18 protein-coding genes are annotated in these 23136 nt (G+C 46.0%); 10 read left to right on the plus strand and 8 right to left on the minus strand.

What is annotated here, in order from left to right; genetic code table 11:
• Positions 1–57: 57 nt before the first annotated feature.
• A complete protein-coding gene (locus tag K5Q92_RS07115; protein ID WP_259649516.1) occupies positions 58–1260 on the minus strand; it encodes an acyltransferase in 1203 nt (400 codons plus the stop codon).
• Between the two features lie 240 nt (positions 1261–1500).
• Positions 1501–3168 (minus strand): energy-dependent translational throttle protein EttA, encoded by a 1668-nt coding sequence (ettA, locus tag K5Q92_RS07120; protein ID WP_220768381.1) that lies wholly within the window; start codon positions 3166–3168, stop codon positions 1501–1503.
• A gap of 275 nt (positions 3169–3443) precedes the next feature.
• Here ettA and glyA point away from each other — a divergent pair, with 275 nt between their 5' ends.
• From glyA to K5Q92_RS07165, 9 genes are all read left to right on the plus strand, one after another.
• On the plus strand, positions 3444–4700 hold the full coding sequence (gene glyA, locus K5Q92_RS07125; protein ID WP_220768327.1) for a serine hydroxymethyltransferase: 1257 nt from the start codon (positions 3444–3446) through the stop codon (positions 4698–4700).
• 187 nt (positions 4701–4887) lie between these two features.
• A complete protein-coding gene (nrdR, locus tag K5Q92_RS07130; RefSeq protein WP_012154416.1) occupies positions 4888–5337 on the plus strand; it encodes a transcriptional regulator NrdR in 450 nt (149 codons plus the stop codon).
• A 68-nt stretch (positions 5338–5405) separates the two neighbouring features.
• Positions 5406–6527 carry a bifunctional diaminohydroxyphosphoribosylaminopyrimidine deaminase/5-amino-6-(5-phosphoribosylamino)uracil reductase RibD gene (gene ribD / locus K5Q92_RS07135; RefSeq protein ID WP_220768328.1) on the plus strand — a complete coding sequence of 374 codons (1122 nt, stop codon included), beginning with the start codon at positions 5406–5408 and terminating at the stop codon, positions 6525–6527.
• Between the two features lie 3 nt (positions 6528–6530).
• Entirely contained in the window at positions 6531–7196 is a 666-nt protein-coding gene (locus K5Q92_RS07140; RefSeq protein WP_220768329.1) for a riboflavin synthase, read from the plus strand.
• A 127-nt stretch (positions 7197–7323) separates the two neighbouring features.
• Positions 7324–8427, plus strand: coding sequence for a bifunctional 3,4-dihydroxy-2-butanone-4-phosphate synthase/GTP cyclohydrolase II (gene ribBA / locus K5Q92_RS07145; protein WP_220768330.1), 1104 nt, complete (start codon positions 7324–7326; stop codon positions 8425–8427).
• 145 nt (positions 8428–8572) lie between these two features.
• Positions 8573–9049 carry a 6,7-dimethyl-8-ribityllumazine synthase gene (ribE, locus tag K5Q92_RS07150; protein ID WP_202722445.1) on the plus strand — a complete coding sequence of 159 codons (477 nt, stop codon included), beginning with the start codon at positions 8573–8575 and terminating at the stop codon, positions 9047–9049.
• Positions 9050–9063: 14 nt separating this feature from the next.
• Positions 9064–9471 carry a transcription antitermination factor NusB gene (nusB, locus tag K5Q92_RS07155; RefSeq protein WP_220768331.1) on the plus strand — a complete coding sequence of 136 codons (408 nt, stop codon included), beginning with the start codon at positions 9064–9066 and terminating at the stop codon, positions 9469–9471.
• Between the two features lie 176 nt (positions 9472–9647).
• Entirely contained in the window at positions 9648–10607 is a 960-nt protein-coding gene (thiL, locus tag K5Q92_RS07160) for a thiamine-phosphate kinase (RefSeq protein ID WP_220768332.1), read from the plus strand.
• Positions 10607–11101 carry a phosphatidylglycerophosphatase A gene (locus K5Q92_RS07165; RefSeq protein WP_220768382.1) on the plus strand — a complete coding sequence of 165 codons (495 nt, stop codon included), beginning with the start codon at positions 10607–10609 and terminating at the stop codon, positions 11099–11101. Before thiL ends, K5Q92_RS07165 begins: the two co-directional genes overlap by 1 nt.
• A gap of 79 nt (positions 11102–11180) precedes the next feature.
• On the opposite strand, the gene recN is transcribed toward K5Q92_RS07165, so the two are convergent.
• The 4 genes from recN to K5Q92_RS07185 form a co-directional block, all read right to left on the minus strand.
• A complete protein-coding gene (recN, locus tag K5Q92_RS07170; protein ID WP_220768333.1) occupies positions 11181–12842 on the minus strand; it encodes a DNA repair protein RecN in 1662 nt (553 codons plus the stop codon).
• 455 nt (positions 12843–13297) lie between these two features.
• Positions 13298–14920 (minus strand): response regulator, encoded by a 1623-nt coding sequence (locus K5Q92_RS07175; protein WP_220768334.1) that lies wholly within the window; start codon positions 14918–14920, stop codon positions 13298–13300.
• A 71-nt stretch (positions 14921–14991) separates the two neighbouring features.
• Positions 14992–17184, minus strand: coding sequence for an ATP-binding protein (locus K5Q92_RS07180; RefSeq protein WP_220768335.1), 2193 nt, complete (start codon positions 17182–17184; stop codon positions 14992–14994).
• 419 nt (positions 17185–17603) lie between these two features.
• The gene (locus K5Q92_RS07185) at positions 17604–18557 is read right to left on the minus strand and encodes an AEC family transporter (protein WP_220768336.1); all 954 of its coding nucleotides are present in this window, start codon (positions 18555–18557) and stop codon (positions 17604–17606) included.
• Positions 18558–18699: 142 nt separating this feature from the next.
• On the opposite strand from K5Q92_RS07185, the gene K5Q92_RS07190 reads away from it, so the two are divergent.
• The gene (locus tag K5Q92_RS07190) at positions 18700–19602 is read left to right on the plus strand and encodes a LysR family transcriptional regulator (RefSeq protein WP_220768337.1); all 903 of its coding nucleotides are present in this window, start codon (positions 18700–18702) and stop codon (positions 19600–19602) included.
• Positions 19603–19701: 99 nt separating this feature from the next.
• On the opposite strand, the gene K5Q92_RS07195 is transcribed toward K5Q92_RS07190, so the two are convergent.
• Both K5Q92_RS07195 and barA read right to left on the minus strand, forming a co-directional pair.
• On the minus strand, positions 19702–20307 hold the full coding sequence (locus K5Q92_RS07195; RefSeq protein ID WP_220768338.1) for a YjaG family protein: 606 nt from the start codon (positions 20305–20307) through the stop codon (positions 19702–19704).
• A 1-nt stretch (position 20308) separates the two neighbouring features.
• Positions 20309–23101, minus strand: a complete 2793-nt coding sequence (barA, locus tag K5Q92_RS07200; RefSeq protein ID WP_220768339.1) for a two-component sensor histidine kinase BarA — start codon at positions 23099–23101, stop codon at positions 20309–20311.
• Positions 23102–23136 lie beyond the last annotated feature (35 nt).

Genomic DNA, 23136 nt, shown 5'->3' on the forward strand with positions numbered 1-23136 from the left:
GTGTTTATTGATGGTGCTGTTGTTATTTTTAGTTCTAGCTTAGGTTCATGTCCGTCATTACCAACCAATCAGATAGCGGCTACGCTTACTGAGCAGTTTCTTTATCACTATCGCAATCATGTATGAGATGGTTACTACCACAAGGGTAACGATTAAGGTGGTAAAGATATTGCCTTGACCCGCGAGACCGAATAGATCTGGGCTGTCGTAGATCATCCACCAAGGTGTGGTGATCCAAGGGTGGATAAAGTAGATGGCAAAACTGACCTCGGCCAGTTTTTGTAATGGCTTAATCGAGATATGTTCAAACTTATTTAAAATTGCCAGTATGACTAAGGTCAGTAGGATTTTTTGCGGCAGCATTAGGTCCGGTACTGTCATCTCAAATGGGGCTTTATTCAATACCCCAGCACCGAAATACTCAGCTTGGATCAGTGCTAAGGCAATGCCACCCAGCAACATCGGCAACCAATACCTGTCGATAAATGGAAACAGCTTATCGCGATGGGCTGAACCCCAAACCCCAAGCAAGTACACAGGTAAAAAATAGACTAAGGACTGGATCGCGTTGAGGTTAGAAATCGGTCTATGCACCATGATGGCAATCAATAACAGCGGAATGGCGTAGTAGAGTACTTGTTGTTTCTTAATGAGATACATGACCCAAGGAGACAGTGCAAACAGCATCATACCCATGGGGATATACCAATAAGCGGTAAGGGTGCGGCCGGTGATGACATACCAACTAGCGGCTTGTGCAGGCGCGGTGATATCGGCGAGCTCTTTATGCATCATAGGATCGGTGCCGACCGTGATATGCCAAACAATCCAAGGCAGTGACAGTAGAAGGTAGGGCAGAAAAACAAACTTGGTTTTGCTCTTCATATACTTCTTATAGTCCCAGCGGTGATAAAACACGTGGTGGAACAAAAAACCTGAGATAAACACAAAAAACACCGTGCCATTCATCATCAAGTTAAACCAAGCCTTGTCGGCGAAGGTTTCTATCTGCCAGCCAGCAGGGCGGTAGCAGTGGGCCATAACGATAAAGATAATGGCGATGCCACGAAAGTGATTGATACTGTTTAAGAAGCCGCTGGACTTGTTAGTTTGAGTGTGAACTTGAGCCTGAGTCTCCACTGGGGGATTGCTCCCTGAAGTGGATGAGGTGTTTAGCGTGTTATCTTCCACCGTCGTCGCGTCAGCTTTATCTTCCACCTTAGTTGCGTTAGCTTTATCGTCCATTGCATTATCGTCCATTAATAGCGTCTTGTTATTATTCTAGCGACAGAAACCGCTGCTATTTCGATTGGCTAATTTATACCAAATGGCATTTTGGCATAATTATTAAGCTTTTTGTTATTGAACTGCGAATTTTTTGTGCAGATTATATTTAGAGGCTTGTTTATGGAAGTAGAGCGGTTGGAGATTAAATGACAGCATTGGAGCTGTGTAATAAAAAAGGAGACCGAGGCCTCCTTTTAAATCGAGTGGTAAAACTTACTTAACCATACGCTTGTACTTTAAGCGATGTGGTTCAATAACATCGGTACCCATGGTGTCTTTCAACCAAGTTGAGTATTCGGTGTAGTTACCTTCGTAGAAGTTCACTTTACCTTCATCACGGTAGTCTAGGATGTGGGTCGCGATTCTATCTAGGAACCAACGGTCGTGCGAGATCACCATGGCACAACCTGGGAACTCAAGTAGCGCTTCTTCAAGTGCACGTAACGTTTCAACGTCTAGGTCGTTGGTTGGTTCGTCGAGAAGCAGTACGTTACCGCCCGCTTGTAGCAGCTTAGCTAAGTGCACACGGTTGCGCTCACCACCAGATAGAGTGCCAATGATCTTTTGCTGATCGCCACCACGGAAGTTAAAGCGGCCTACATAGGCACGGCTTGGAATTTCTGTGTTGTTGATGCGCATGATATCTTGGCCGCCAGAGATCTCTTCCCAAACGGTGTTCTTGTCATTCATAGAATCACGGAACTGTTCAACCGATGCGATCTGTACCGACTCACCTAGCTCAACGCTACCGCTATCTGGTTGCTCAGCGCCAGAGATCATCTTGAATAGGGTTGACTTACCCGCACCGTTGGCACCGATAATACCGACAATCGCGCCTTTAGGAACTGAGAAGCTTAAGTCATCGATCAATACGCGGTCGCCATAAGACTTAGTGAGGTTATTAATTTCAATAACCTTATCACCTAGGCGTGGTCCTGGCGGAATGAATAGCTCGTTAGTCTCATTACGCTTTTGGTAGTCGTTGGTATTAAGCTCTTCGAAGCGAGCCATACGCGCCTTACCTTTAGACTGACGGCCCTTAGAGCCTTGACGTACCCATTCAAGTTCTTTGGCAATGGTCTTTTGACGAGCACTTTCGGTGGCCGACTCTTGTTGTAGACGCGCATCTTTCTGCTCAAGCCATGAAGAGTAGTTACCTTCCCATGGAATACCTTCACCACGGTCAAGTTCTAAGATCCAGCCTGCAGCGTTATCAAGGAAGTATCTATCGTGGGTAATCGCTACAACTGTTCCTGTGTATTCTTGCAAGAAACGCTCTAACCAAGCAACTGACTCTGCGTCCAAGTGGTTGGTTGGCTCATCGAGCAATAGCATGTCTGGCTTTTCAAGTAGCAGGCGACAGATTGCCACACGACGACGTTCACCACCTGATAGCACCTCAATTTTCTCATCCCAATCAGGAAGGCGTAGTGCGTTTGCCGCACGATCTAGTGCCACATCGAGGTTATGGGCATCTTGAGATTGAATAATCGCTTCTAGCTCACCTTGCTCTTTAGCAAGAGCATCGAAATCGGCGTCTGGCTCGGCGTAAAGGGCGTAGACTTCATCTAAACGAACCAATGCATTCTTTGCCTCGGCTACCGCCTCCTCTACCGCTTCACGTACGGTTTGGTTTGGATCTAGTTTTGGTTCCTGTGGTAGGTAACCAATCTTAAGATCTTGCATTGGGCGCGCTTCACCCTCAATTTCGGTATCGATACCGGCCATGATGCGCAGTAGGGTAGATTTACCTGAACCGTTAAGGCCTAAAACACCAATTTTAGCGCCAGGGAAAAAACTTAATGAGATGTCCTTAAGGATCTGTTTCTTAGGCGGAACAATTTTGCCCACTCTAAGCATGCTATATACAAACTGAGCCATGTTATTTCTCTTTGACTGTTTTTGAATCGGGAATGGCGGCAATTCTACAAGATCCGCTGCAGAACTTAAATCTGAATTAGCGTTGTTTAACGTGAACATTTAGGCCGTTGTCCTAGATTGTTGACGAGTCCACTTTTATGCCGATTAACCCTTTTTACGAAACTCACTCATCTAGAATTGCAAGTAATTTCATGTTGTAAATGCTGGGATTGTGATCGAATGCGCTGTAGAATACCGCGCAACCCTATTACAAGACTTTACAGCTGGAGTGAGTAATGCTGAAAAAAGATATGAATATCGCGGATTACGATCCACAACTATTTGCAGCAATTGAAGATGAAACGCGCCGTCAAGAAGAGCACATCGAACTCATTGCTTCAGAAAACTACACAAGTCCTCGCGTAATCGAAGCACAAGGTACTCAGCTAACCAACAAGTATGCCGAAGGATACCCTGGTAAGCGTTACTACGGTGGTTGTGAGCATGTCGATATTGTTGAAGAGTTAGCTATTTCACGTGCAAAAGAGCTGTTTGGTGCAACTTATGCCAACGTTCAACCACACTCTGGCTCTCAAGCTAACGCAGCGGTATTCATGGCGTTACTTCAAGGCGGCGACACGGTTCTAGGCATGAGCCTAGCCCACGGTGGTCACCTAACTCACGGCTCTCACGTGAGCTTCTCTGGCAAGCTATATAACGCTGTTCAGTACGGCATTGACGAAACGACTGGTCAAATCGATTACGCTGAAGTTGAGCGTTTAGCGCTTGAGCACAAGCCAAAGATGATCATCGCCGGTTTCAGTGCCTACTCAGGTATTATCGACTGGGGCAAGTTCCGTGAAATCGCTGATAAAGTGGGCGCATACCTATTCGTTGATATGGCGCACGTTGCGGGTCTAGTTGCTGCTGGTATCTATCCAAACCCAATGCCGCACGCACACGTTGTGACAACCACAACTCATAAGACACTTGCTGGCCCACGTGGTGGTTTGATCCTTTCATCAATCAATGATGAAGAGATCTACAAAAAGCTAAACTCTGCAGTATTCCCAGGCGGTCAAGGCGGTCCTTTGATGCACGTTATCGCTGCTAAAGCGGTTGCATTTAAAGAAGCGCTAGACCCAGAGTTCACTACTTACCAAGAGCAAGTAGTGGTTAACGCTAAGGCGATGGCTCGTACGTTTATCGAACGTGGCTATGACGTGGTTTCTGGTGGTACTGATAACCACTTGTTCCTGTTAGATTTGATCAGCAAGGACATCACAGGTAAAGACGCTGACGCCGCCCTTGGTAACGCGAACATCACAGTAAATAAGAACTCAGTACCAAACGACCCACGTTCACCTTTTGTGACTTCAGGTCTGCGTATTGGTTCTCCAGCAATCACACGTCGTGGTTTTGGTGAGCAGGAGTGTGTGCAGTTGACTCACTGGATGTGTGACATCTTAGATGATATTTCAGATCTTGCTGTTAGCGAACGCGTTAAGGCTCAGGTTCTGGAATTGTGCGCTAAGTTCCCTGTTTACGGTTAACCTTACGCGTTAAATCAGTTAGACTCCAATGGCCGCATTTATGCGGCCATTTTTGTATGTAATAGAGCATACTTTCTGAGGTTTTAAGTCGTACCTATCACATTTTAATTCTTGTCAAAGGTGACATAATTAGTAGGTTAGGTATAAATCCAGTGAGTCATAACATTTTTTTCTAAACGGAGGCTAAATGCATTGTCCATTTTGCAGCGCAACTGACACAAAAGTGATTGATTCGCGATTAGTCGCTGACGGCCATCAGGTGCGTCGACGTAGAGAGTGTGTTCAGTGTCATGAACGTTTTACTACTTTCGAAGGGGCCGAGCTTGTGATGCCTCGCGTGGTGAAACAAGATGGCAGTCGCCAGCCCTTCGATGAAGAAAAGCTGCGTGGCGGTATGTTAAGAGCCGTAGAGAAAAGACCTGTATCTATGGACCAAATCGAACAGGCATTGACTAAGATTAAGTCGACTTTGCGTGCCACTGGCGAGCGTGAAGTGAAATCAGAGATGATCGGCAATTTGATGATGGACCAATTAGTCAACCTAGATAAGGTTGCCTACATTCGTTTCGCATCTGTTTATCGTGCCTTCGAAGACGTCTCAGAGTTTGGGGAAGCGATCGCCAAACTGCAAAAGTAACCTACGCAAACGGGGGGAAGTGCAGCGCTTCCCCCTTCATCAATCGAACAATCGGAATCGCCGCCATTATGTGGTCTATCGAAGACAGTCAAATGATGAGCCTCGCCATTGAGTTGGCACAAAAGGGCATGTACACCACCCGTCCAAATCCAAGTGTGGGCAGCGTTATCGTTAAAGATGGCGAGATAGTAGGTGAGGGCTACCATATACGTGCTGGCGGTCCCCACGCGGAAGTTTACGCCCTGAGTATGGCTGGTAGTGATGCTAAAGGCGCTACCGCTTACGTCACACTTGAGCCTTGTAGCCATTACGGCCGTACACCACCTTGCGCCAAGGCGCTTATCGAACACGGCGTAAGCCGAGTGGTTATTGCCGTAACCGACCCTAATCCTGAAGTTAGTGGTCGCGGTATTGCCATGTTGCGTGAAGCAGGGATTCGAGTCGATGTTGGCTTGATGACCCAAGAAGCGAAACAGGTCAACTTAGGCTTCTTAAAGCGTATGGAAAAGGGCCTGCCTTGGGTGACGGTAAAACTTGCCGCCAGTATCGATGGTAAGACCGCCTTGTCTAATGGCGTGTCTAAGTGGATCACAGGCCCAGAAGCGCGCAGTGATGTACAGCGACTGCGGGCGCGCCACTGCGCCTTAGTGACAGGCGTTGAGACTATATTTGCCGACGACCCGAGTTTAAATGTGCGCCACAGTGAGTTAGGCTCGCTGGCGAATCAGCTAGCTCCTGCAGAAATTCATCAGCCACTGCGAGTCGTATTAGACAGTCATGCACGCCTTGGTAATGATCTAAACTTGTTTAAAATTGAGAGCCCTATTTTATTGGTGTCGACTCAGGCGTATCCACAAAGTGTACAGGCTGCTTGGCCAAGCCATGTTCAAAGTCAGGTGTTGCCAGCAATGGATTCCCGTATCGACCTTAATGCGCTGCTGGACTTACTTGGCCAGAGCTGCAATTCGGTATTGGTTGAAGCCGGGGCAACACTTGCGGGGGCTTTTGTGAATCAAGGGCTGGCCGACGAGATAGTACTTTATCAGGCGATGAAGATCTTAGGCTCACAGGGGCGTAATATGCTCGCCTTAGATGATTATCAGGCGATGTCTGATGTGCCAAAGATTAACCTAATCGATGAACGTAAAGTGGGCAAAGATACCCGTTTAACGTTAAGAGTGAGTAATTAGTTTATGTTTACTGGAATAATTGAGTCTGTCGGACACTTACGTAAAGTAGAGCGACGCGGTGATGACATTCGCTTAACGGTTGCCAGTGGCAAGCTGGATTTGTCTGACGTCAAGCTTGGCGACAGTATCGCCACTAATGGTGTGTGTTTAACTGTTGTTGAATTGATGAGTGACGGTTATGTGGCAGACATTTCTGCCGAGACGGTTAGTTTGACGGGCTTCTCTCATTATCAGGTTGGAAAAGCCGTTAACCTAGAGAAAGCGGTCACACCAACGACCCGTTTAGGCGGACACATGGTTAGCGGTCATGTGGATGGCATTGCCCATGTGGATGACAGGCAATTTCGTGGGCAAGCTATCGAGTTTTGGCTGACTCCTCCTGCCGAACTTGGTCGCTACATCGCCCATAAAGGCTCGATCACAATTGATGGCGTAAGCTTGACCGTTAATGAGGTGCAAGGTCATCGCTTTAGGCTGACGATTGTCCCCCACACCGCAGGCGAAACTACCTTAGTGGATCTGAAAGCGGGTGATAGCGTCAACATTGAAGTGGATTTGATAGCGCGTCACTTAGAAAGGTTAATGAGTTATGCCAGCCAAGAGCAAGAGAGCGGTCCTAAGTCTGAAGTCACTATGGAACTGTTAGCTCGCTCAGGTTTCTTAAGATAGAGACTGGTTTAACGGTAGGCTTTGCTTTAATAAAATAGAATAATCAATACATTTACTCACTGTGGTAGAGTTATTACTCTAATGAGGCTTAGGTCTCAGTTCAGTGACAAAAAATAAAGGTCTGGAAATGGCGTTACATAGTATAGAAGAGATCATTGAAGATATTCGTCAAGGCAAGATGGTGATCTTGATGGATGACGAAGACAGAGAAAATGAAGGCGATCTAATCATGGCTGCCGACATGGTGACGCCAGAAGCGGTTAATTTCATGGCAACATTTGGCCGTGGCCTAATTTGTCAAACCTTGACTAAGGCTCGTTGTCAGCAGCTTAACCTGCCGTTAATGGTTACCAACAACAATGCTCAGTTCTCCACTAACTTCACCGTTTCAATCGAAGCGGCAGAGGGCGTGACAACGGGTATTTCGGCTCAAGACCGCGCAGTGACTGTTAAAGCAGCGGTAGCAAAAGAGGCTAAGCCATCGGATATCGTTCAACCAGGACATATCTTCCCCTTGATGGCGCAGGAAGGTGGTGTACTTATTCGTGCTGGCCACACCGAAGCAGGCTGCGATTTAGCCCGTCTAGCAGGTTTCGAGCCCTCATCGGTTATCGTTGAAATTCTTAATGACGATGGCACCATGGCGCGTCGTCCCGATCTTGAAATCTTCGCTGAAAAGCACGGTTTGAAGATGGGCACCATTGCCGACCTTATCGAATACCGTAACACTAAAGAAACCACAGTCGTACGTGAAGCAAAATGTAAGCTGCCAACCCGTTTTGGTGAGTTCGAAATGCTGACTTATCGCGACACTATCGACAACCAATTGCATTATGTGTTGGTTAAAGGTGATGTAACAGAAAACAGCTTAGTACGCGTTCACCTGCAAAATACTTTCAACGATTTATTGCATTCAGAGCGTGATCAGCAGCGTAGCTGGCCACTAGAGAAGGCGATGAAGCGTATCGGCGAAGAGGGCGGCGTATTGGTGTTACTGGGCCATCAGGAACACAGCAGCGACATTCTTGCTAAGGTGAAGGCATTCGAAGCCGAAGATAACGGCAGTGCACCTGTTGCCGCGCAGAGGCAAGGTACGTCACGTCAAGTAGGCGTTGGCTCACAAATTTTGGCTGACGTAGGCGTGACCTCTATGCGTTTACTAAGTTCACCAAAGCGTTATCATTCACTTTCAGGTTTCGGCCTTGAAGTAACTGAATATATTGCAGAATAAATACCGGCCTTTAGCTGATTGTCAGCCAGAGGCTTAAATTCACACTTTTCTTATTAATTGCATAGAGATCAGCGCGGAGTGGTGTGGTATCATACCGCCTCTTCCGCCCCTATGCTGGGTAATTAAGCTAATTTAGGTAAGATAAATGAACGTAGTTCAAGGTAATATCGAATCGAAAAACGCCAAAGTTGCGATCGTAGTTTCACGTTTTAACAGCTTTGTTGTTGATAGTTTACTCGATGGCGCGGTAGACACTCTTAAGCGTTTCGGCCAAGTTGCAGATGAAAACATCACTGTAGTCAGAGTCCCAGGCGCTGTTGAACTGCCACTTGCTGCACGTCGTGTTGCGGCGAGCGGAAAATTTGACGGAATCATCGCACTAGGTGCGGTAATCCGTGGTGGTACACCTCATTTCGATTTTGTAGCAGGTGAATGTAATAAAGGTTTGGCTCAGGTTGCACTTGAGTTTGATATCCCAGTTTCATTCGGCGTATTAACCACTGATACCATTGAACAAGCTATTGAGCGTTCGGGTACTAAAGCAGGTAACAAGGGCGGTGAAGCTGCACTTGGTCTGCTAGAGATGGTTAACGTTCTGCAAGCACTTGAAGAACAGCTGTAATTTAGGACAATTTAATGAAGCCTTCAGAGCGCCGTAAGGCACGCCGTTTAGCCGTTCAGGCCATCTATTCATGGCAGCTAAGTGGTAACAATATTGCTGATGTTGAGCATGAGTTTCTAACTGAACAAGAAGTTGATGGCGTCGATATCGCTTACTTCCGTGAGCTATTAGGTGGCGTTGCAACGAAGAAGAGTCAATTGGATGAAGCGATTGCTCCGTTCGTGACTCGTCCACTCGATGAAGTGGATCCAGTTGAAAAAGCGATTGTACGTATCGCAGCTTATGAACTGACATTCCGTAAGGATGTGCCTTACAAGGTAGCGATTAACGAAGCTATCGAGCTTGCAAAAGCGTTCGGCGCAGAAGATGGACATAAGTTTGTTAACGGCATTCTAGATAAGCTGGTAGCACGCAATAAGTAGTAGAAACGGCATCTTCGGATGCCGTTTTTGTTATCTCCGGCAGGGAGGTAAGGGCAGTCTGCGTATTTACCACGTCGAGCCAAGCCTATGTAGCTTGCTTTTTTGCTTGAGTGACGGCCTGTTCTACACTTATCTCACCTCTCCCTGAACACTTGCTATTATTTGTGATTGGTATTGTGAAAGAATTTCAATTAATCGAAAGCTTCTTTACTGGGCGCGCCCAGTCCCGCAAGGATGTAACCCTTGGCATTGGTGATGATTGTGCGATTGTGCAACCCGCCGAAAATAAGTCTATTGCCATCTCTTGCGACACCTTAGTGGAAAATGTCCACTTTTTCCCTGATATGCCAGCAGCCGATCTTGGCTATAAATCTTTAGCCGTTAATCTGTCCGATCTTGCTTCTATGGGCGCAGAGCCTGCATGGATGACGCTGGCATTAACTTTGCCTGAAGTGGATGAAGTTTGGCTAGCTGAATTTAGCAGCGGTCTGTTTGATATTGCTGAGTACTATGGTGTTGCGCTTGTGGGCGGCGACACCACCCGCGGTCCACGTTCTATTACCGTGACCATCAATGGCCAACTGCCTAGCGATAAAGGTTTGACCCGTAGTGGTGCAAAAAACGGTGATTGGCTCTATGTCACCGGCACCTTAGGTGATTCAGCACTAGGTTTAGATCTGCTGCGTGATAAGGTGCAGGCGAGTACAAATGACAGAGCTTATCTTATCAATCGTCATTACCGACCCACACCAAGAGTCCTTGCGGGTCAATCGCTTCGAAATATCGCCTCAAGCGCTATCGATATCTCAGATGGTATCATGTCTGACATTCAGCACGTGCTTAATGCCTCTAATGTTGGCGCTGTGATTAATGTAGATAGCTTGCCTATGTCTGAGCCACTAAAGGCGACGGTTTCACCTGAAATGGCGCGCAGTTATGCACTAACAGGAGGCGAAGACTATGAACTGCTGTTTACAGTACCTGAAGCGCAAAAGGGCATGCTAGAAGTCGCCTTGGCTGAATCAGGTGTTAAGTTTACTCAGATAGGTCAGATCTGCACTGGTGGTAAGCTTAAATTACTTAGTGATAACCAGCCGTTTGAACCGATCAACTTAGGCTTTGAGCACTTTAATTGATGAACCTACTTTCTAAAGATCCAGTGCTTGCAAAGCTATCACTGAAGAATCCTATTCACTTTCTTGCCCTAGGCTTTGGTTCAGGACTCGCGGCGAAAGCGCCGGGTACCTTTGGCACTTTGGCTGCTATCCCTGTTTTTCTACTGATGGCACCGTTGAGTCTACCTTGGTATATCGCCCTAACGGTATTGAGTGTGTTGGCAGGTTTTTATATCTGCGACAAGGCCTCGAAAGATATGGGCGTTCATGATCATGGCGCCATTGTCTGGGATGAAGTCGCTGGGCTATTGATCACAATGATTGCTGCGCCAGCGGGGTGGCAATGGTTGCTTGTGGGCTTTGTGCTGTTTCGCATCTTCGATATCTTAAAGCCATGGCCAATTCGCTGGCTAGATGCCAAGGTTCATGGTGGCTTTGGTATTATGATTGACGATGTATTAGCAGGTATATTTGCCATGCTATGTTTGCAAGGCTTAGCTTATTACTTTGCTTAATGCGATTAGTCTAAAAATATCGATTCAAAAAAAATGCAGAGTTAAGCTCTGCATTTTTGTTTTCAGTAGCGCAGAGTCGTTAACTGAGCAGCAGCTCTTTAGCGTTTGCCAAGGTATTACTGGTAATGGTATCACCGCCTAAAAGACGCGCTAACTCTTCGACACGTTGATCTTTATCCAGCGCTACCATAGAGGTTTCGGTCTGACCCGCCTTGCTGCTCTTATTGACAAACATATGTTGATGGCCGTTACCCGCAACTTGCGGTAAGTGGGTCACACAGAACACTTGCGTCGACTCACCAAGGCTACGCAGCATGCGACCTACAACTGCCGCAGTTGGTCCTGAAATACCCACATCGACTTCGTCGAAGATCAGTGTTGGAGTCGAGACCTTCTTGGCGGTGATCACTTGAATGCCTAAACCGATACGCGACAGCTCACCACCCGATGCGACCTTTGCAATCGGCTGCAGCGGTTGACCTGGGTTGGTTGACACTAAAAACTCAATGCTGTCACAACCTGTTGGCGTGATAACCGACTCGTTGAAGTTCACCGCAATAGTAAACTTACCCTTAGGCATATTCAGCTCATGGATAGAGTGAGTTACCTGTTTATCCAGCTCTTTGGCGTAACGGCTACGGCTTTGGCTGAGCTTTTTGGCATGTTGCAGGTAAGCTTCGCGATTCGCGTTTAGCTGCTCACGAATATCATCTAATTTGTCGTCATCTGAACCTAGGTCTTCAAGTTCTTCCAGTAAGCTTTGATGATGAGTGTATAGCTCATCAGGCATAACTTGGTGCTTACGGGCAAGCTGCATGGTCTTTGATAGGCGCAGCTCCAGATGAGCAAAATACTCAGGGTCTAGCTCTAAGCCATCTAAGTAACGCTCAATCTCGCTGCTACTCTCTTGCACCTGAATAAGTGCTTCATTGAGCATGGTCAGTACGCTGCCAAGCTCTGGATCGTAACTTTCGAGATCTTGTCCCTGACTGATAGAAGTGTTGAGCAGCGACTCGACGCTGCCTTCTTCGTTGTCTTGTAAAATATGTAGCTGATTACGGCAAAGCTCAATTAGTGCCGTACTGTTAGCCAGCTTCTTATGCTCGGCTTCAATAGACTCGAACTCGCCCTCATTAATGGCAAATTCGTTTAGCTCTTCAACTTGATACTGCAGTAACTGTTTGCGGGCTAATCGCTCCTGCTGCGACATCTCAAGTAGGTGAAGTTGCTTCTCAATAGTCTTACATCTGTGATAGCTGGCTGCAACGCTGTCGAGCAGCATCTTATGGTTAGCATAGCTATCTAACAGGGTTAGTTGATGCTCACTCTTTAGCATAGCGTGGTGAGCATGTTGACCATGAATACCGATAAGCAATTGACCAAGGGACTTAATCTGCGCCAGTGGCACAGGGTTACCATTGATATAAGCGCGCGAGCGGCCGTCGCTACTAATGGTGCGGCGTAGAATACACTCGTCATCGAGTTCAAGATCGTTATCTTCAAGCCAGCGTTTAGCCGCTGGGGTATCATTTAATAAAAAGCGGGCACTCACTTCGGCCTTAGTGGCACCAGGTCTAATGGTATTGGCGTCGGCTCGGTTACCTAAACATAGGCCGAGGGCATCGATAGCAATCGATTTACCCGCCCCGGTTTCACCAGTAATACTGGTCATGCCGGCTTTAAAGTCGAGTTCTAAGAAACGCACAATAGCAAAGTTGTTGATGCTGAGTTGGCAAAGCATAGTGATGTCCTTTATCAAAACACTGTATGGTTAAACAGTATATACTGTTTATCTATACAGTAAATACCCAGTTGATAAATCCGTTGAGTTGAATCACGTTTTCAATCTGGTTTTGTACTAGCTTATTTTGGGTTCGCTTCGTTTTCGTCAGGCTTTGGTTTGGTTTTAGCTCTGATTTAAGTTTGTTGTATCGTAGATTTATGCTCGTTTTCGGCTAGATCCCATAGCTTATTTACTACAGAGCTTTGTTAGCTTTTTATGAGTGTAGGAATAAAAGATTAGTTTTTCAAAAATTGAAAAAGGGGCTTACGATAAAGTCCTGACCTTTCTATAGGAGGGGGGCGAGCATTAAGCATGCTTGAGTTAGACGCAGTCTAACTTCCAACCCCCGTCCTTTATAAAGCGAAGTTTGACTTAAACTTAATAGAAGGATTATCAGCGCTTATCCTTAAGCGCTACTCTGAACGACCTTTGCATTTATCTATCGCCGACTGATAGTAGCCTTGGTAATTGATATTCGTTAACTCCTGCTCGGCGTAAAGTTGCCTAACAACATTGTCGCATCGGCTGATGATCTCTCTGACTTGGGTAACGCCAGCTCGCTGCGGCCAGACGTAAGACAGCGACTTGATAATATTCAAGCACACCATTTTTAGTAGCGGTGCCCTCTCGTGGATCGCTAGATAGGTTTCTAGCAGGGTTGCGCTGTCGATATTGTCACTTTTTACTAGGAGATACTTCTCTTTCAGCCAAGCTTTCTTCGACTCGTTGCTCTTTTTCAACTTGTCTAGCATAGCCATTTTACTGGAAAACACTATCTGACTCTGCTCATAACCTAAGGTTTGGCTACACCAATGTATCGCGTGGTTAAATTCACTTTCAACACTCATGGTATTAAGTAACCAAGCGTAATGATATGCGCCATAGAAATGGTTAAAACGCTCTTGTGAATGCAGCTCTCTAAGCATATTGATTGCTGAGCGAAAGTAACCTAACTCTAAGGCTATATGAGCTTTAATTAGCTGCATTTCAGACTGGATCGCGTCGCTTTTTGACTCCATTAGTAGCCTAAAGTGATGCTTGGCCTCCTCGATTAAATTGGCCTTATTGGGGCTGGTTCGACAGGCGTAAAGTAGCACTCTTATCAAGGTTAATTTGGCAAACTCATTGTTGCGGTAGGTGTCTTTGTTGATCTCGAGGTACAAACGGTAGCGGTTAAGCGCTTGCTGGTAATCCTCAACCGATAGACATAAGTTGACAATGATAAGCTCTCGCTCTGAATTGCCGGGCACCAGTTGGCTGGCGATCTCTAGGTGCGAAATTGCCGCTGGGGTGTCGTTGCTTTTCAGTCTTAGATAGGCGGCCTCGGTTCTAATTCGAGTATCATTCGGGGAGCTCTGCAGTAATTGGTTGATGATCTTTTCTGCTTCATCTGTTTGGCCAAGATTTGCTAGGGAGTTAGCCAAGCCGACTTTAGCCCAGTCTAGTTCCTTCTTTTCCAGTGTCGATTCATAGACTAATTTTGCCTGTTCATGGCGCTGTAGCATGGTGAGAAATGAGGCGCGAAAGCGTTTAATTACGAAGTAATATTCAGGATGAAACGGCGCCAGGTCATCACATAACTGCAAGCCTTTTTGGGCGTCTAGTGTACGTTCTGCGGCGTAGAGCCCAGATAGTTTTTGTCTGCGCCGAATAGCGACAGAGATCCGCTCTTTTAAAGACACGGCATTAAAAGGTTTAAGCAGGTATTCATCGGGTTTTAGCTCGATGATAGGCCTGACAGTTGCTGCAGAATTGTCGCCAGTAACCAGAATAAATACCGTCTCATCGGTCAATAGATTTAAGTGCTTAAACTCTTCAAATAGCTGTTTGCCATTCATGCCTGTGCCAAAGTTATAGTCACAGATAATTACATCGAACTGCTTGTTTGATGTGAGATCCAGAGCGACCTTAACCGACTTACAGGTTTGTACACTATTTTCTAAAAAGCCTAATTTCACCAACATGCTTTTGATAGTAAAAAGGAAGGTTGGGGCGTCATCTATCACAAGGACTTTTAATGACTGAAACGATTGCATAAAGGTTGTTGTCCAAATAACTAAGTCTCGGAGGCGGGTTCAATAATAGATCCCACAAAGCAGCGAGATAATCACAAATATTGTTTACTGAGCCAGTTGTTAATCGCAGCGATGACGGCATCAATCTCATCGATGAGTTGCTTGGTGGCTAATGGGGCGTTGCTGCTAGATACTGTTTCACAGGCGTAGGCGAGGGACGCTAGCTCAGTTAAATTGAGAGTATTGGCCGCGCCTTTAATGCGGTGACTTATTGCCGTTAGCGGTAGGCTCTGCTCGAGAAGCTGCGCTTTATCGGCAATGAGTGAGTCTTTCACGACGGCCGAAAATTCAAGCTGCTCCTCTATCTCATATGCATTTAACCACTCGAGTTTATCTAAATCTGACTCAATGGCTTGCAGTTGACAGTAACGTCCTAACGCATCGCTAAGCGAGTTAAAGGTATAGGGCTTGTAGATGATCTCATCCATACCGACACTTTGCGCTTTTTCGGCGACTAAGCGTGAATCTTCAGCAGTACAGCCTATTATTGCTAAGGCTTTAAACTCGCTTCGAGCTCTTAGCTGACGTACTAAGTCATAACCATTGAGGTTAGGCATATGGCAGTCGGTAAGGAGCAGATCGATGCTGGTTGAATGTTGAGCTAAATAGTTGAGTGCCTCTTGACCATCATTAACAGTGACCACCTCTAAGCCGAGCTTTTTAAGCTGTTTCTGGAATAGGAAGCGGTTAATTGGATCGTCATCGGCTACTAATACCTTGCCTGTATATCTTTTCGTTTTTGGGGCATCGGCTTGTTCAGACTTATTTGGCCATGACAGCGCCCTTAACAATTGGTCGGGATAGATGTTTTGGCATAGTTCTAACGCTTGAACCGCTATGCTATGAGTGGCGATTTCACCGCTAGGGCATGAGTTATCCCGCCATTGCTTAAGCCAGCTTTGTAGCTTGTCATTTTCAGTTTTTATATCTGTCATGAACCTAAGCTCTAAAGGCCGAAATTTAACCGGCATATTCACACAAACCAGCGTGCCGTGGCCTTGTCGACTCTCTACGTTTATCTCTCCTCCCATCAACTGCACTAAGTGCTTCACAATAGACATGCCTAGGCCTGTGCCACCATAGTTACGGTTAATACTCGGATCACCCTGTACAAATGGCTGAAATAAGCGGAGGAGTTGGCTCTGTGTCATGCCGCAACCGCTGTCTTCAATCGACAGATATAGTCTTTGTTCTGTATTGGCTATCGATACCTTGACCGAGCCTTGCTTGGTGAACTTAATTGCATTACCCACCAAGTTGTTGACTATCTGGCTGAGTCGGAGCCAGTCGAGCTCGGCGTGGCAGAATATTGTAGGTTGCCAATCGACTCGAAAATCGAGCCCTTTGACGCTGGCGCCTGCTTCTAACGTTCTGAGCATGGAGCCAACTTCATCAAAGATATTGCCTTGGTAAGCATCGAGTTGTAATTGGTTGGCTTCCATTTTAGAAAAATCTAAGAGATCGTTAACTAGGGCTTTTAAACGCTCGGCGGAGGTCTGAGCATTTTGCATTAATTCTAGGTTTTGGCTCGATTTAAGCTCAGGCTTGAGCAGCTCCATTAAGCCTATCATTGCGGTTAGGGGTGTTCTTAATTCGTGGCTGATAATTGCCAAGAATGACTCTCTTGCCTTTAAGGCCTCCACAGCTTGCTGCTGCGAAAGCTTAAGCTCTTGCTTGCGCTGCTTTAACTCTGTGAAGTCTGCAAATACCGTGATGTGGTATTGATGGCCATCGTTATGGCGCACAACTTCACGGGAGATCCGGTAATATTTGTCGCTAATTACACATTCATCGCTCTGGCAATTGTTGGCAGAGATAAATGCTGACGGACTGTCGCCTAATTGGCTGATGTTGTTCGCTAGGCAGTCGTTATAGGCCCTGTTACTCAGTAGGGGCTTGCCATTGGCATCACAGATCAACACCATGCCTGGGAAGTTATCGAGCACGGCTATTAACCACTGCATCTGCTCATAGCTTGCCTGTCCACTGGCAAGGGCGTCAGATAGAAAGGCTTTACGCCTGTTATTACGAAAGAGGCTAAAGGCTAGCAGCAGAGTGCACACTGCGATGAAAAATAACAGGGTATTACTTGTCAGGTGCTCACCATGTCGTTCTTGATTTTCGCTGTAACCATCTTGGCTCTTTGGTGTGATATCAGGGGTGATAGAGATTTCAGGGGCACTGTTCGTTATTGTGCCCGCGGCAATGGCCATTTTGGGCTGCAACTGAGCTAACTCTTGTGGGCTAACAGCCAAAGGCTGCGTGAAAGAAGAGCTTGATAAGCTAGTGAATAACAACAGAAAGACAAGTCCGCGTGTCATTTTTTGAGCAGTTAATAAAAAAGGTTGCGCATCATAATCTAAAACGAGTTTTTGGCCAATTTATTTTTAGCACTTATTGATGTACTTAAGACCTTGAATATTAGCCTATTCAATTTAGCCCTATCGTCGCTAATGAAAGATTGATTTAGTCGTCGTTTTGCTCATTGTTTGTTGCGTAATACCTTGGTATCGCAATATCTAAAAAGTCGTATTGAGTTAAGTGATTGTTATGCATCAAACCAAAGTAAATGGCGTTACGCTGATAGGAAATGACTAACTGTCACGCATTCTTGCTACTGTTGAGTAAGGTTAGTTGAGCTAGGCTAAAGTAAAAAACGTTCCAGCAGAGGTAGGCTAGCAAAAGTAAAAAGGGTGCCTAATAAAATCCCCTGCGCACTAGTAATTACTTGAGTTTGATAACGTTGTGCAAGTAGATAAACGCTCGCAGCAGTCGGTAATGCCGCTAAAATCACACCCATGGCAATTAATTGCGGTTCGACATTAAGCCAAAGCATTAATGCATAGGTGAGGGCGGGCTGAACAACGAGTTTTACTAGGTTGATAGCACTTATTTCTACCGCCTGATTGATATTGATAAAACGCGAAGAGCTTTGATATTGTCCAGACTTAGCTAACACCATACCGATAGCAAATAATGCACAGGGGCTTGATGTCATGCCTAGTTGCCTAATCATCAGAGCTAGGCTTTGTGGTAGATCAAAACTTAAAGAGGAAAGTCCTATGCCTATTAAGCTCGCCACAACGATTGGGTTTTTGCCTAACGCTAGCAAAATGATTTTGGGTGCAGAATTTTTGCTTTTATTAACATTCATCTCGAGAGAGACAAGGGCAATAGCAAACATAAATACCGACAGTAAGCTGGCAATTGCTGCAGCGGCTAAAGCAATTTGCTCAGTTGGGAACAGCATGGCCATTAAAGGAATGCCAATAAAGGCGGTATTACCAAAGGTAGCATTGAGTGCGCGCATGGTGGCACAAGCATTTTGGGCTGAAGTGATTATGCGTGACACAAAGTAGCTTAAAAAATAACAGCTAAGCATAGCTAGGCTAAAGCCGAAGATATAACCCCAGTGGAGAATGTCTTGGATTGGCGTTTGCGCTAACGTAATCAACATTATGGCCGGAAAGGCGATGTAGTAGACATATTGATTTAGAACTTGATCGGTTTCCGCTGGCAAAAGTTTACTCTTTTGCACTAAGGTTCCTAACAGCATAATGCCAAATACGGCAACTAATGGGGTTAATATCGTAGGCATATCGGCTCTATTTTGTTTACTGCTAGAAATGAAACGAGCAAATGATTGAGCTGAAACATTATCATAATTCCGCTTTAGTGTAATATTGAGCTTAGGTCGTAGAACGGTTAAATAATCGTGTTTAGATACTAAGGTTTTATTAATGAGTACCAACTTTGGTTTGGAATTGCAGCTGATCTATCAATTTGTGCATCTGGTGAATGCGGGTAGCTTTTCTCAGGCCGCCAAAGAGTTGGATATGCCGATTGCTACTGTGAGCCGTAAGTTGACGAAGTTGGAGACGGTATTAGATAAACAGCTGCTGATGCGTAATACCCGTAAGCTGAGGCTAACCGAAGAAGGGATTGCGCTATTTCAGCAATATCAGTCTATTATCTCTCAGTTTGATAGCATTAGCGGTGTTAGTGTGGATAAGCCTGAGGGCACCTTACGTATTGCCGCGCCGGTGTCGATTATCTCGATGATTTTCATCAAGACCCTTAATGAGTTCTGCGAGCAATATCCGGACATTCAACTGCATATTGCGCAAAACAATAACGTTATCGACTTGATCGATGAGGGCGTCGATGTGGCTATCGTTGGTGGCACTCAACCAGATTCCTCTTGGATCTCAAGTTCATTGGGGGTGCTTAATTATGGTCTGTTTGCTTCGCCTCATTATATCGACAATGCCCCTGAGTTGAACCATCCTAGCGAACTGGCTAACCATAGCTTAATCAAGGTTTGGCCTCTGTATAATTGGTCGCTTAAACACCCCTCTGGCGAGTCATTTTACTACGATGGTAAGGCCAAGCTGACCTTAAGTGACCTGCATGGAGCGGTCGAAGCGACGGTTGATGATGGCGGTATTCTCTACGGCCCCGAGCTGTTTGTTAAGCAGCAGATTAAGTCAGGTGCCTTGCAAGTTGTGCTGCCAGAATGGATAGGTGAGAAGAGGCGGATCTCGATCCTCTATCATCAGCGCAGTCATCAGCCGCTGAAGGTAAAGCTGTTTATCGAGTTTATGCAATCAAAGGCGCACAGCCTGTTTTCGATGGAGAGTTGATTAAGATCTGTGCCTTATGCGGATGCTTGATGTGAGTTTGATGGGCGCCTAACGATAAGAGTTATCCGTTACGCGCTCATAGTTGCGAGCTGCTCTGTATTAGCGGGTGGCTTCAATACCGATATTTGATACACCAATCTCAACGATTTCTTTGCGTAGCCCTTTGATGAAATCGGCCTTCATCGAAGGATTTTCTTCGATGATCTGTAAAAGAGACTCTTGCATCTCTTTCTCTTCAAGCATCACTTCATGACCGAAGATATAGTCATCGAGTGCATCTTCATTTTTAAACTCTTGCTCACAGGTCGCTTCAATATAGTTGGCGACTGTCGATGATGATAGCTTACTGATGTTAGTGATATCTTCTTCTACTTTGCTCTGTAGTGCGCTGATCAGCGAGGTCAATGCGACTGCGGCATCCATCGCAGGATATACACCGTAAACATCAAAATCGCTAGGATCTGGTGTGTTATCTTCTAGGCGCTCAAGGTAGATATCTATGTTCAGCTTGAGCTTGTTGTCGTACATCGATTGCCAAAGTAGGTTTAGCAAGGTATCGAGTACTTTTGGGTCGCCAAATTCACACACTTCAGAAAAAAGCTGATAGTTAGGTAGCATGCGTTGGCATAGGGCAACCGCAAAAAGCTTTTTCTGGGGTAACTCTAGTGCTTTTAGGCGTTTAAAAAATCCCTGTTTGTTTGTCATCTTATATATCCACTGATAGCTGGGAGATCACTTGATTAGCGGCAGATTCTACCTTAGTTAGTTCATCAAGTAACTCAAGTATTTCCGGTTCGATATCTTCTACTGGCACGTCACGCTTTAATCCTGACTCAATTTCTTGGCAAAGTGCCTGAGTCGTTGGCACGCCACAGTAACAGCAGGCACCGTGAAGCTTATGGATACATGCAAGCATCTTGTCATTATCAGAGCTGGCGAGCGCGAGCTCAATATGCTCAACCGTCTCTGGGAGTGATTTTAATAGCATCTTTAGCATGTCCAGTGCTAAGTCTGGCTTGTTATTCGCTTGGGTCAAACAAAGTTCCCAATTAAGTGTGCGCAGATCGAAGTGGGTAAACTTTGGTTTGCTTCGCCAGCGAGTGATGACCCCTTTCAGAGCGGCTTCATCGATAGGTTTTGGCAGATAACCATCCATGCCGCTAGAGGAGATCCGCTCTCGCTCTTCGGCGATTGCATGTGCGGTGACCGCGATAATCGGTGTGTTACGGTTTGCCGAGTTGGCTCGGATCTGCTTGGTCGCCGTAATGCCGTCCGTCCCCGGCATTTGAATGTCCATAAAGATTAAGTCGTAACTGCGCTCTTTTGCCAGCTTTACGGCAAGTTCGCCGTTATCGGCTACCTGTACATGGGTGACGAGCTCTTTGAGCAGGGTGTCGATAAGTTTTAGGTTGGCTGGATTATCGTCAACGGCTAAAACACTCAGGCTCTCCAGTTTAGCAGGGGCTTGTATCGCTGTCGGAGCAGCAAGCGCCTCACTTACGATATCTGAATGAGGATTAAGTAGTGAATTGGCGAGCTTCTTCTCTCCGATAGGCATAGAGAGCTGCTGGTCGATATAGGGGCGCAGCTGGGAGTAGATAGCCTCTTGTTCGCTGCAGTCGGAGATCAGTAATAAGTTATCAATTTTCTTTTTGGCCAAGCTCAGTACAGCGGCAGGCTCATCTGATGCGGTGATGGCGCGGCAGCTTATTAGTGCATAGTCAAAACTATGCTGAGACTGAGTGGTAATAAATTCAAGCTGCTTAGTTGATTTTGCTAGGGTGACCTTCATTCCCCAACGCTGCAACATGAGTTCTATGGCGTGCTGAGACAGTGTACTAGGCTCAAACAACAGGATGCTCTTACCTTCAAGCGACATGAGTGGCACAGTATTGTTGATGGGGTACTGACTGATATTGAGTGGCAGAGAGAACCAAAACGTTGAGCCTACATCTGGCTCAGAATAACAACCTATTTGCCCACCCATGCGATTGACCAAACGCTTGGTGATGACGAGTCCAAGTCCTGTACCACCGAAACGGCGAGAAATGGAGGAGTCTGCTTGACCAAAAGCTTGGAACAACGATGCTTGTTGCTGAGCATCGATGCCGATCCCTGTGTCGATGATTTCGCAGCGTAGGTGGGCTTTGTTATCGATAATTTCTTCGAGCTGTAACTTGAGTTGAACGCTCCCCTTATCCGTGAACTTAATGGCGTTACCGACTAAGTTGGTGATGATCTGACTAAAGCGCATTGCATCGCCGGTGACATCCTCAGGGATCCCCGAGTCGACATCAATCACCAGCTCCAGTTCCTTCTCTCTTGCACTGCTCGATAGCATGGTAACCGTCTCCTCTACAGTTTCACGTAGTGAGAAGGGGATGTTTTCGAGTACCATTTTGCCTGCTTCGAGTTTAGAGAAGTCGAGAATATCGTTAATGATACTTAGCAGGTTGGTGGCGCTACGCTCAATGGTGCGAATATAGTCTTGTTGGCTTGAATGCAAAGGAGTCTTTAATAGCTGCTTTGCAAAACCGATCACACCGTTAAGTGGGGTTCTAAGCTCGTGGGACATGTTGGCTAGGAACTCTGACTTGATACGGCTGGCCTCTTGTGCACGTTTCTTTGCCATATCCAGTTCGACGTTTTGGATCTCGATTTGTTCCAGTGTCTCGCGTAAGTCTGAAGTGGCTTGGTCGATGTTTTGTTGCATCTCATCATGGTATTCCGATAGCGAGCCGGCCATTGCATTGATGCCTCTTCTAAGTAGGTCCAGCTCACCAATCAGGTTACCGTTTAAGCGTGTATCGAGTTTACCCTCACGGATCTTGGCGACTACCCGAACCATATCGGTAATAGGTTGAGTTACGTTCTTAAGTAAACGAAAGGTAAAAAACAGGTTTAACTGTACGCCAATCATCACAATAATAAAGGCGATAACTCCAGCTCTATGTTGCTGTAAGAGTGCGTTTTCTTTGTTGATTAAGATGGCTATATAGCCGATTTTCGCGGCATTAGAGCGAGTGGCGGGCGTGGCGCTGTCTAAACCGATTACTGGCGCATCACTGCTCTTATAGATGGGGCTACGTAAAATCATGCTGTCGCCAACCTGTTCTAGCTCGGTACGCAGCATAGAGTCTAGGTTGTTATCGTAGCGCATCATCTCGTGGTTCTTATAATGATGCGAGGTGACGACCACCCGGTTATTGGCATCGAAAATAGCAATAAACTGCACCAGCGAAGCTTTATTTAATTGTGCGGAGGTGATTAACCGTTTGCTGGTTTCGAAATCTTTGGTCTCAAGGCCCACTTCGGCAGCGATTGCTAAGGGCTCGATGATATTGCTAGCTTGTCCTATGAGTGTTTCTTCGAGTTCATAGAATCTATTTATGGTAAAATAACTACCTAATAAAAAACCCACTAAGATTGTTGGGGCTAACGCCAGTACCAGAACCCACGAGCGAAGGCTGTATTTGGTCATATCGTTGGCATTATTCATTCTTTGTATGGGTTACCATTAAATATAGTGTTTGT

The sequence above is a fragment of the Shewanella sp. MBTL60-007 genome, assembly GCF_019654915.1.
Taxonomy (GTDB): domain Bacteria; phylum Pseudomonadota; class Gammaproteobacteria; order Enterobacterales; family Shewanellaceae; genus Shewanella.

Coding starts and splice junctions, on each gene's coding strand:
- K5Q92_RS07115 (WP_259649516.1), bottom strand. CDS start 1,260: ATGGACGATAATGCAATGGACGATAAAGCTAACGCAACTAAGGTGGAA.
- ettA (WP_220768381.1), bottom strand. CDS start 3,168: ATGGCTCAGTTTGTATATAGCATGCTTAGAGTGGGCAAAATTGTTCCG.
- glyA (WP_220768327.1), top strand. CDS start 3,444: ATGCTGAAAAAAGATATGAATATCGCGGATTACGATCCACAACTATTT.
- nrdR (WP_012154416.1), top strand. CDS start 4,888: ATGCATTGTCCATTTTGCAGCGCAACTGACACAAAAGTGATTGATTCG.
- ribD (WP_220768328.1), top strand. CDS start 5,406: ATGTGGTCTATCGAAGACAGTCAAATGATGAGCCTCGCCATTGAGTTG.
- K5Q92_RS07140 (WP_220768329.1), top strand. CDS start 6,531: ATGTTTACTGGAATAATTGAGTCTGTCGGACACTTACGTAAAGTAGAG.
- ribBA (WP_220768330.1), top strand. CDS start 7,324: ATGGCGTTACATAGTATAGAAGAGATCATTGAAGATATTCGTCAAGGC.
- ribE (WP_202722445.1), top strand. CDS start 8,573: ATGAACGTAGTTCAAGGTAATATCGAATCGAAAAACGCCAAAGTTGCG.
- nusB (WP_220768331.1), top strand. CDS start 9,064: ATGAAGCCTTCAGAGCGCCGTAAGGCACGCCGTTTAGCCGTTCAGGCC.
- K5Q92_RS07165 (WP_220768382.1), top strand. CDS start 10,607: ATGAACCTACTTTCTAAAGATCCAGTGCTTGCAAAGCTATCACTGAAG.
- recN (WP_220768333.1), bottom strand. CDS start 12,842: ATGCTTTGCCAACTCAGCATCAACAACTTTGCTATTGTGCGTTTCTTA.
- K5Q92_RS07175 (WP_220768334.1), bottom strand. CDS start 14,920: ATGCAATCGTTTCAGTCATTAAAAGTCCTTGTGATAGATGACGCCCCA.
- K5Q92_RS07185 (WP_220768336.1), bottom strand. CDS start 18,557: ATGCCTACGATATTAACCCCATTAGTTGCCGTATTTGGCATTATGCTG.
- K5Q92_RS07190 (WP_220768337.1), top strand. CDS start 18,700: ATGAGTACCAACTTTGGTTTGGAATTGCAGCTGATCTATCAATTTGTG.
- K5Q92_RS07195 (WP_220768338.1), bottom strand. CDS start 20,307: ATGACAAACAAACAGGGATTTTTTAAACGCCTAAAAGCACTAGAGTTA.
- barA (WP_220768339.1), bottom strand. CDS start 23,101: ATGAATAATGCCAACGATATGACCAAATACAGCCTTCGCTCGTGGGTT.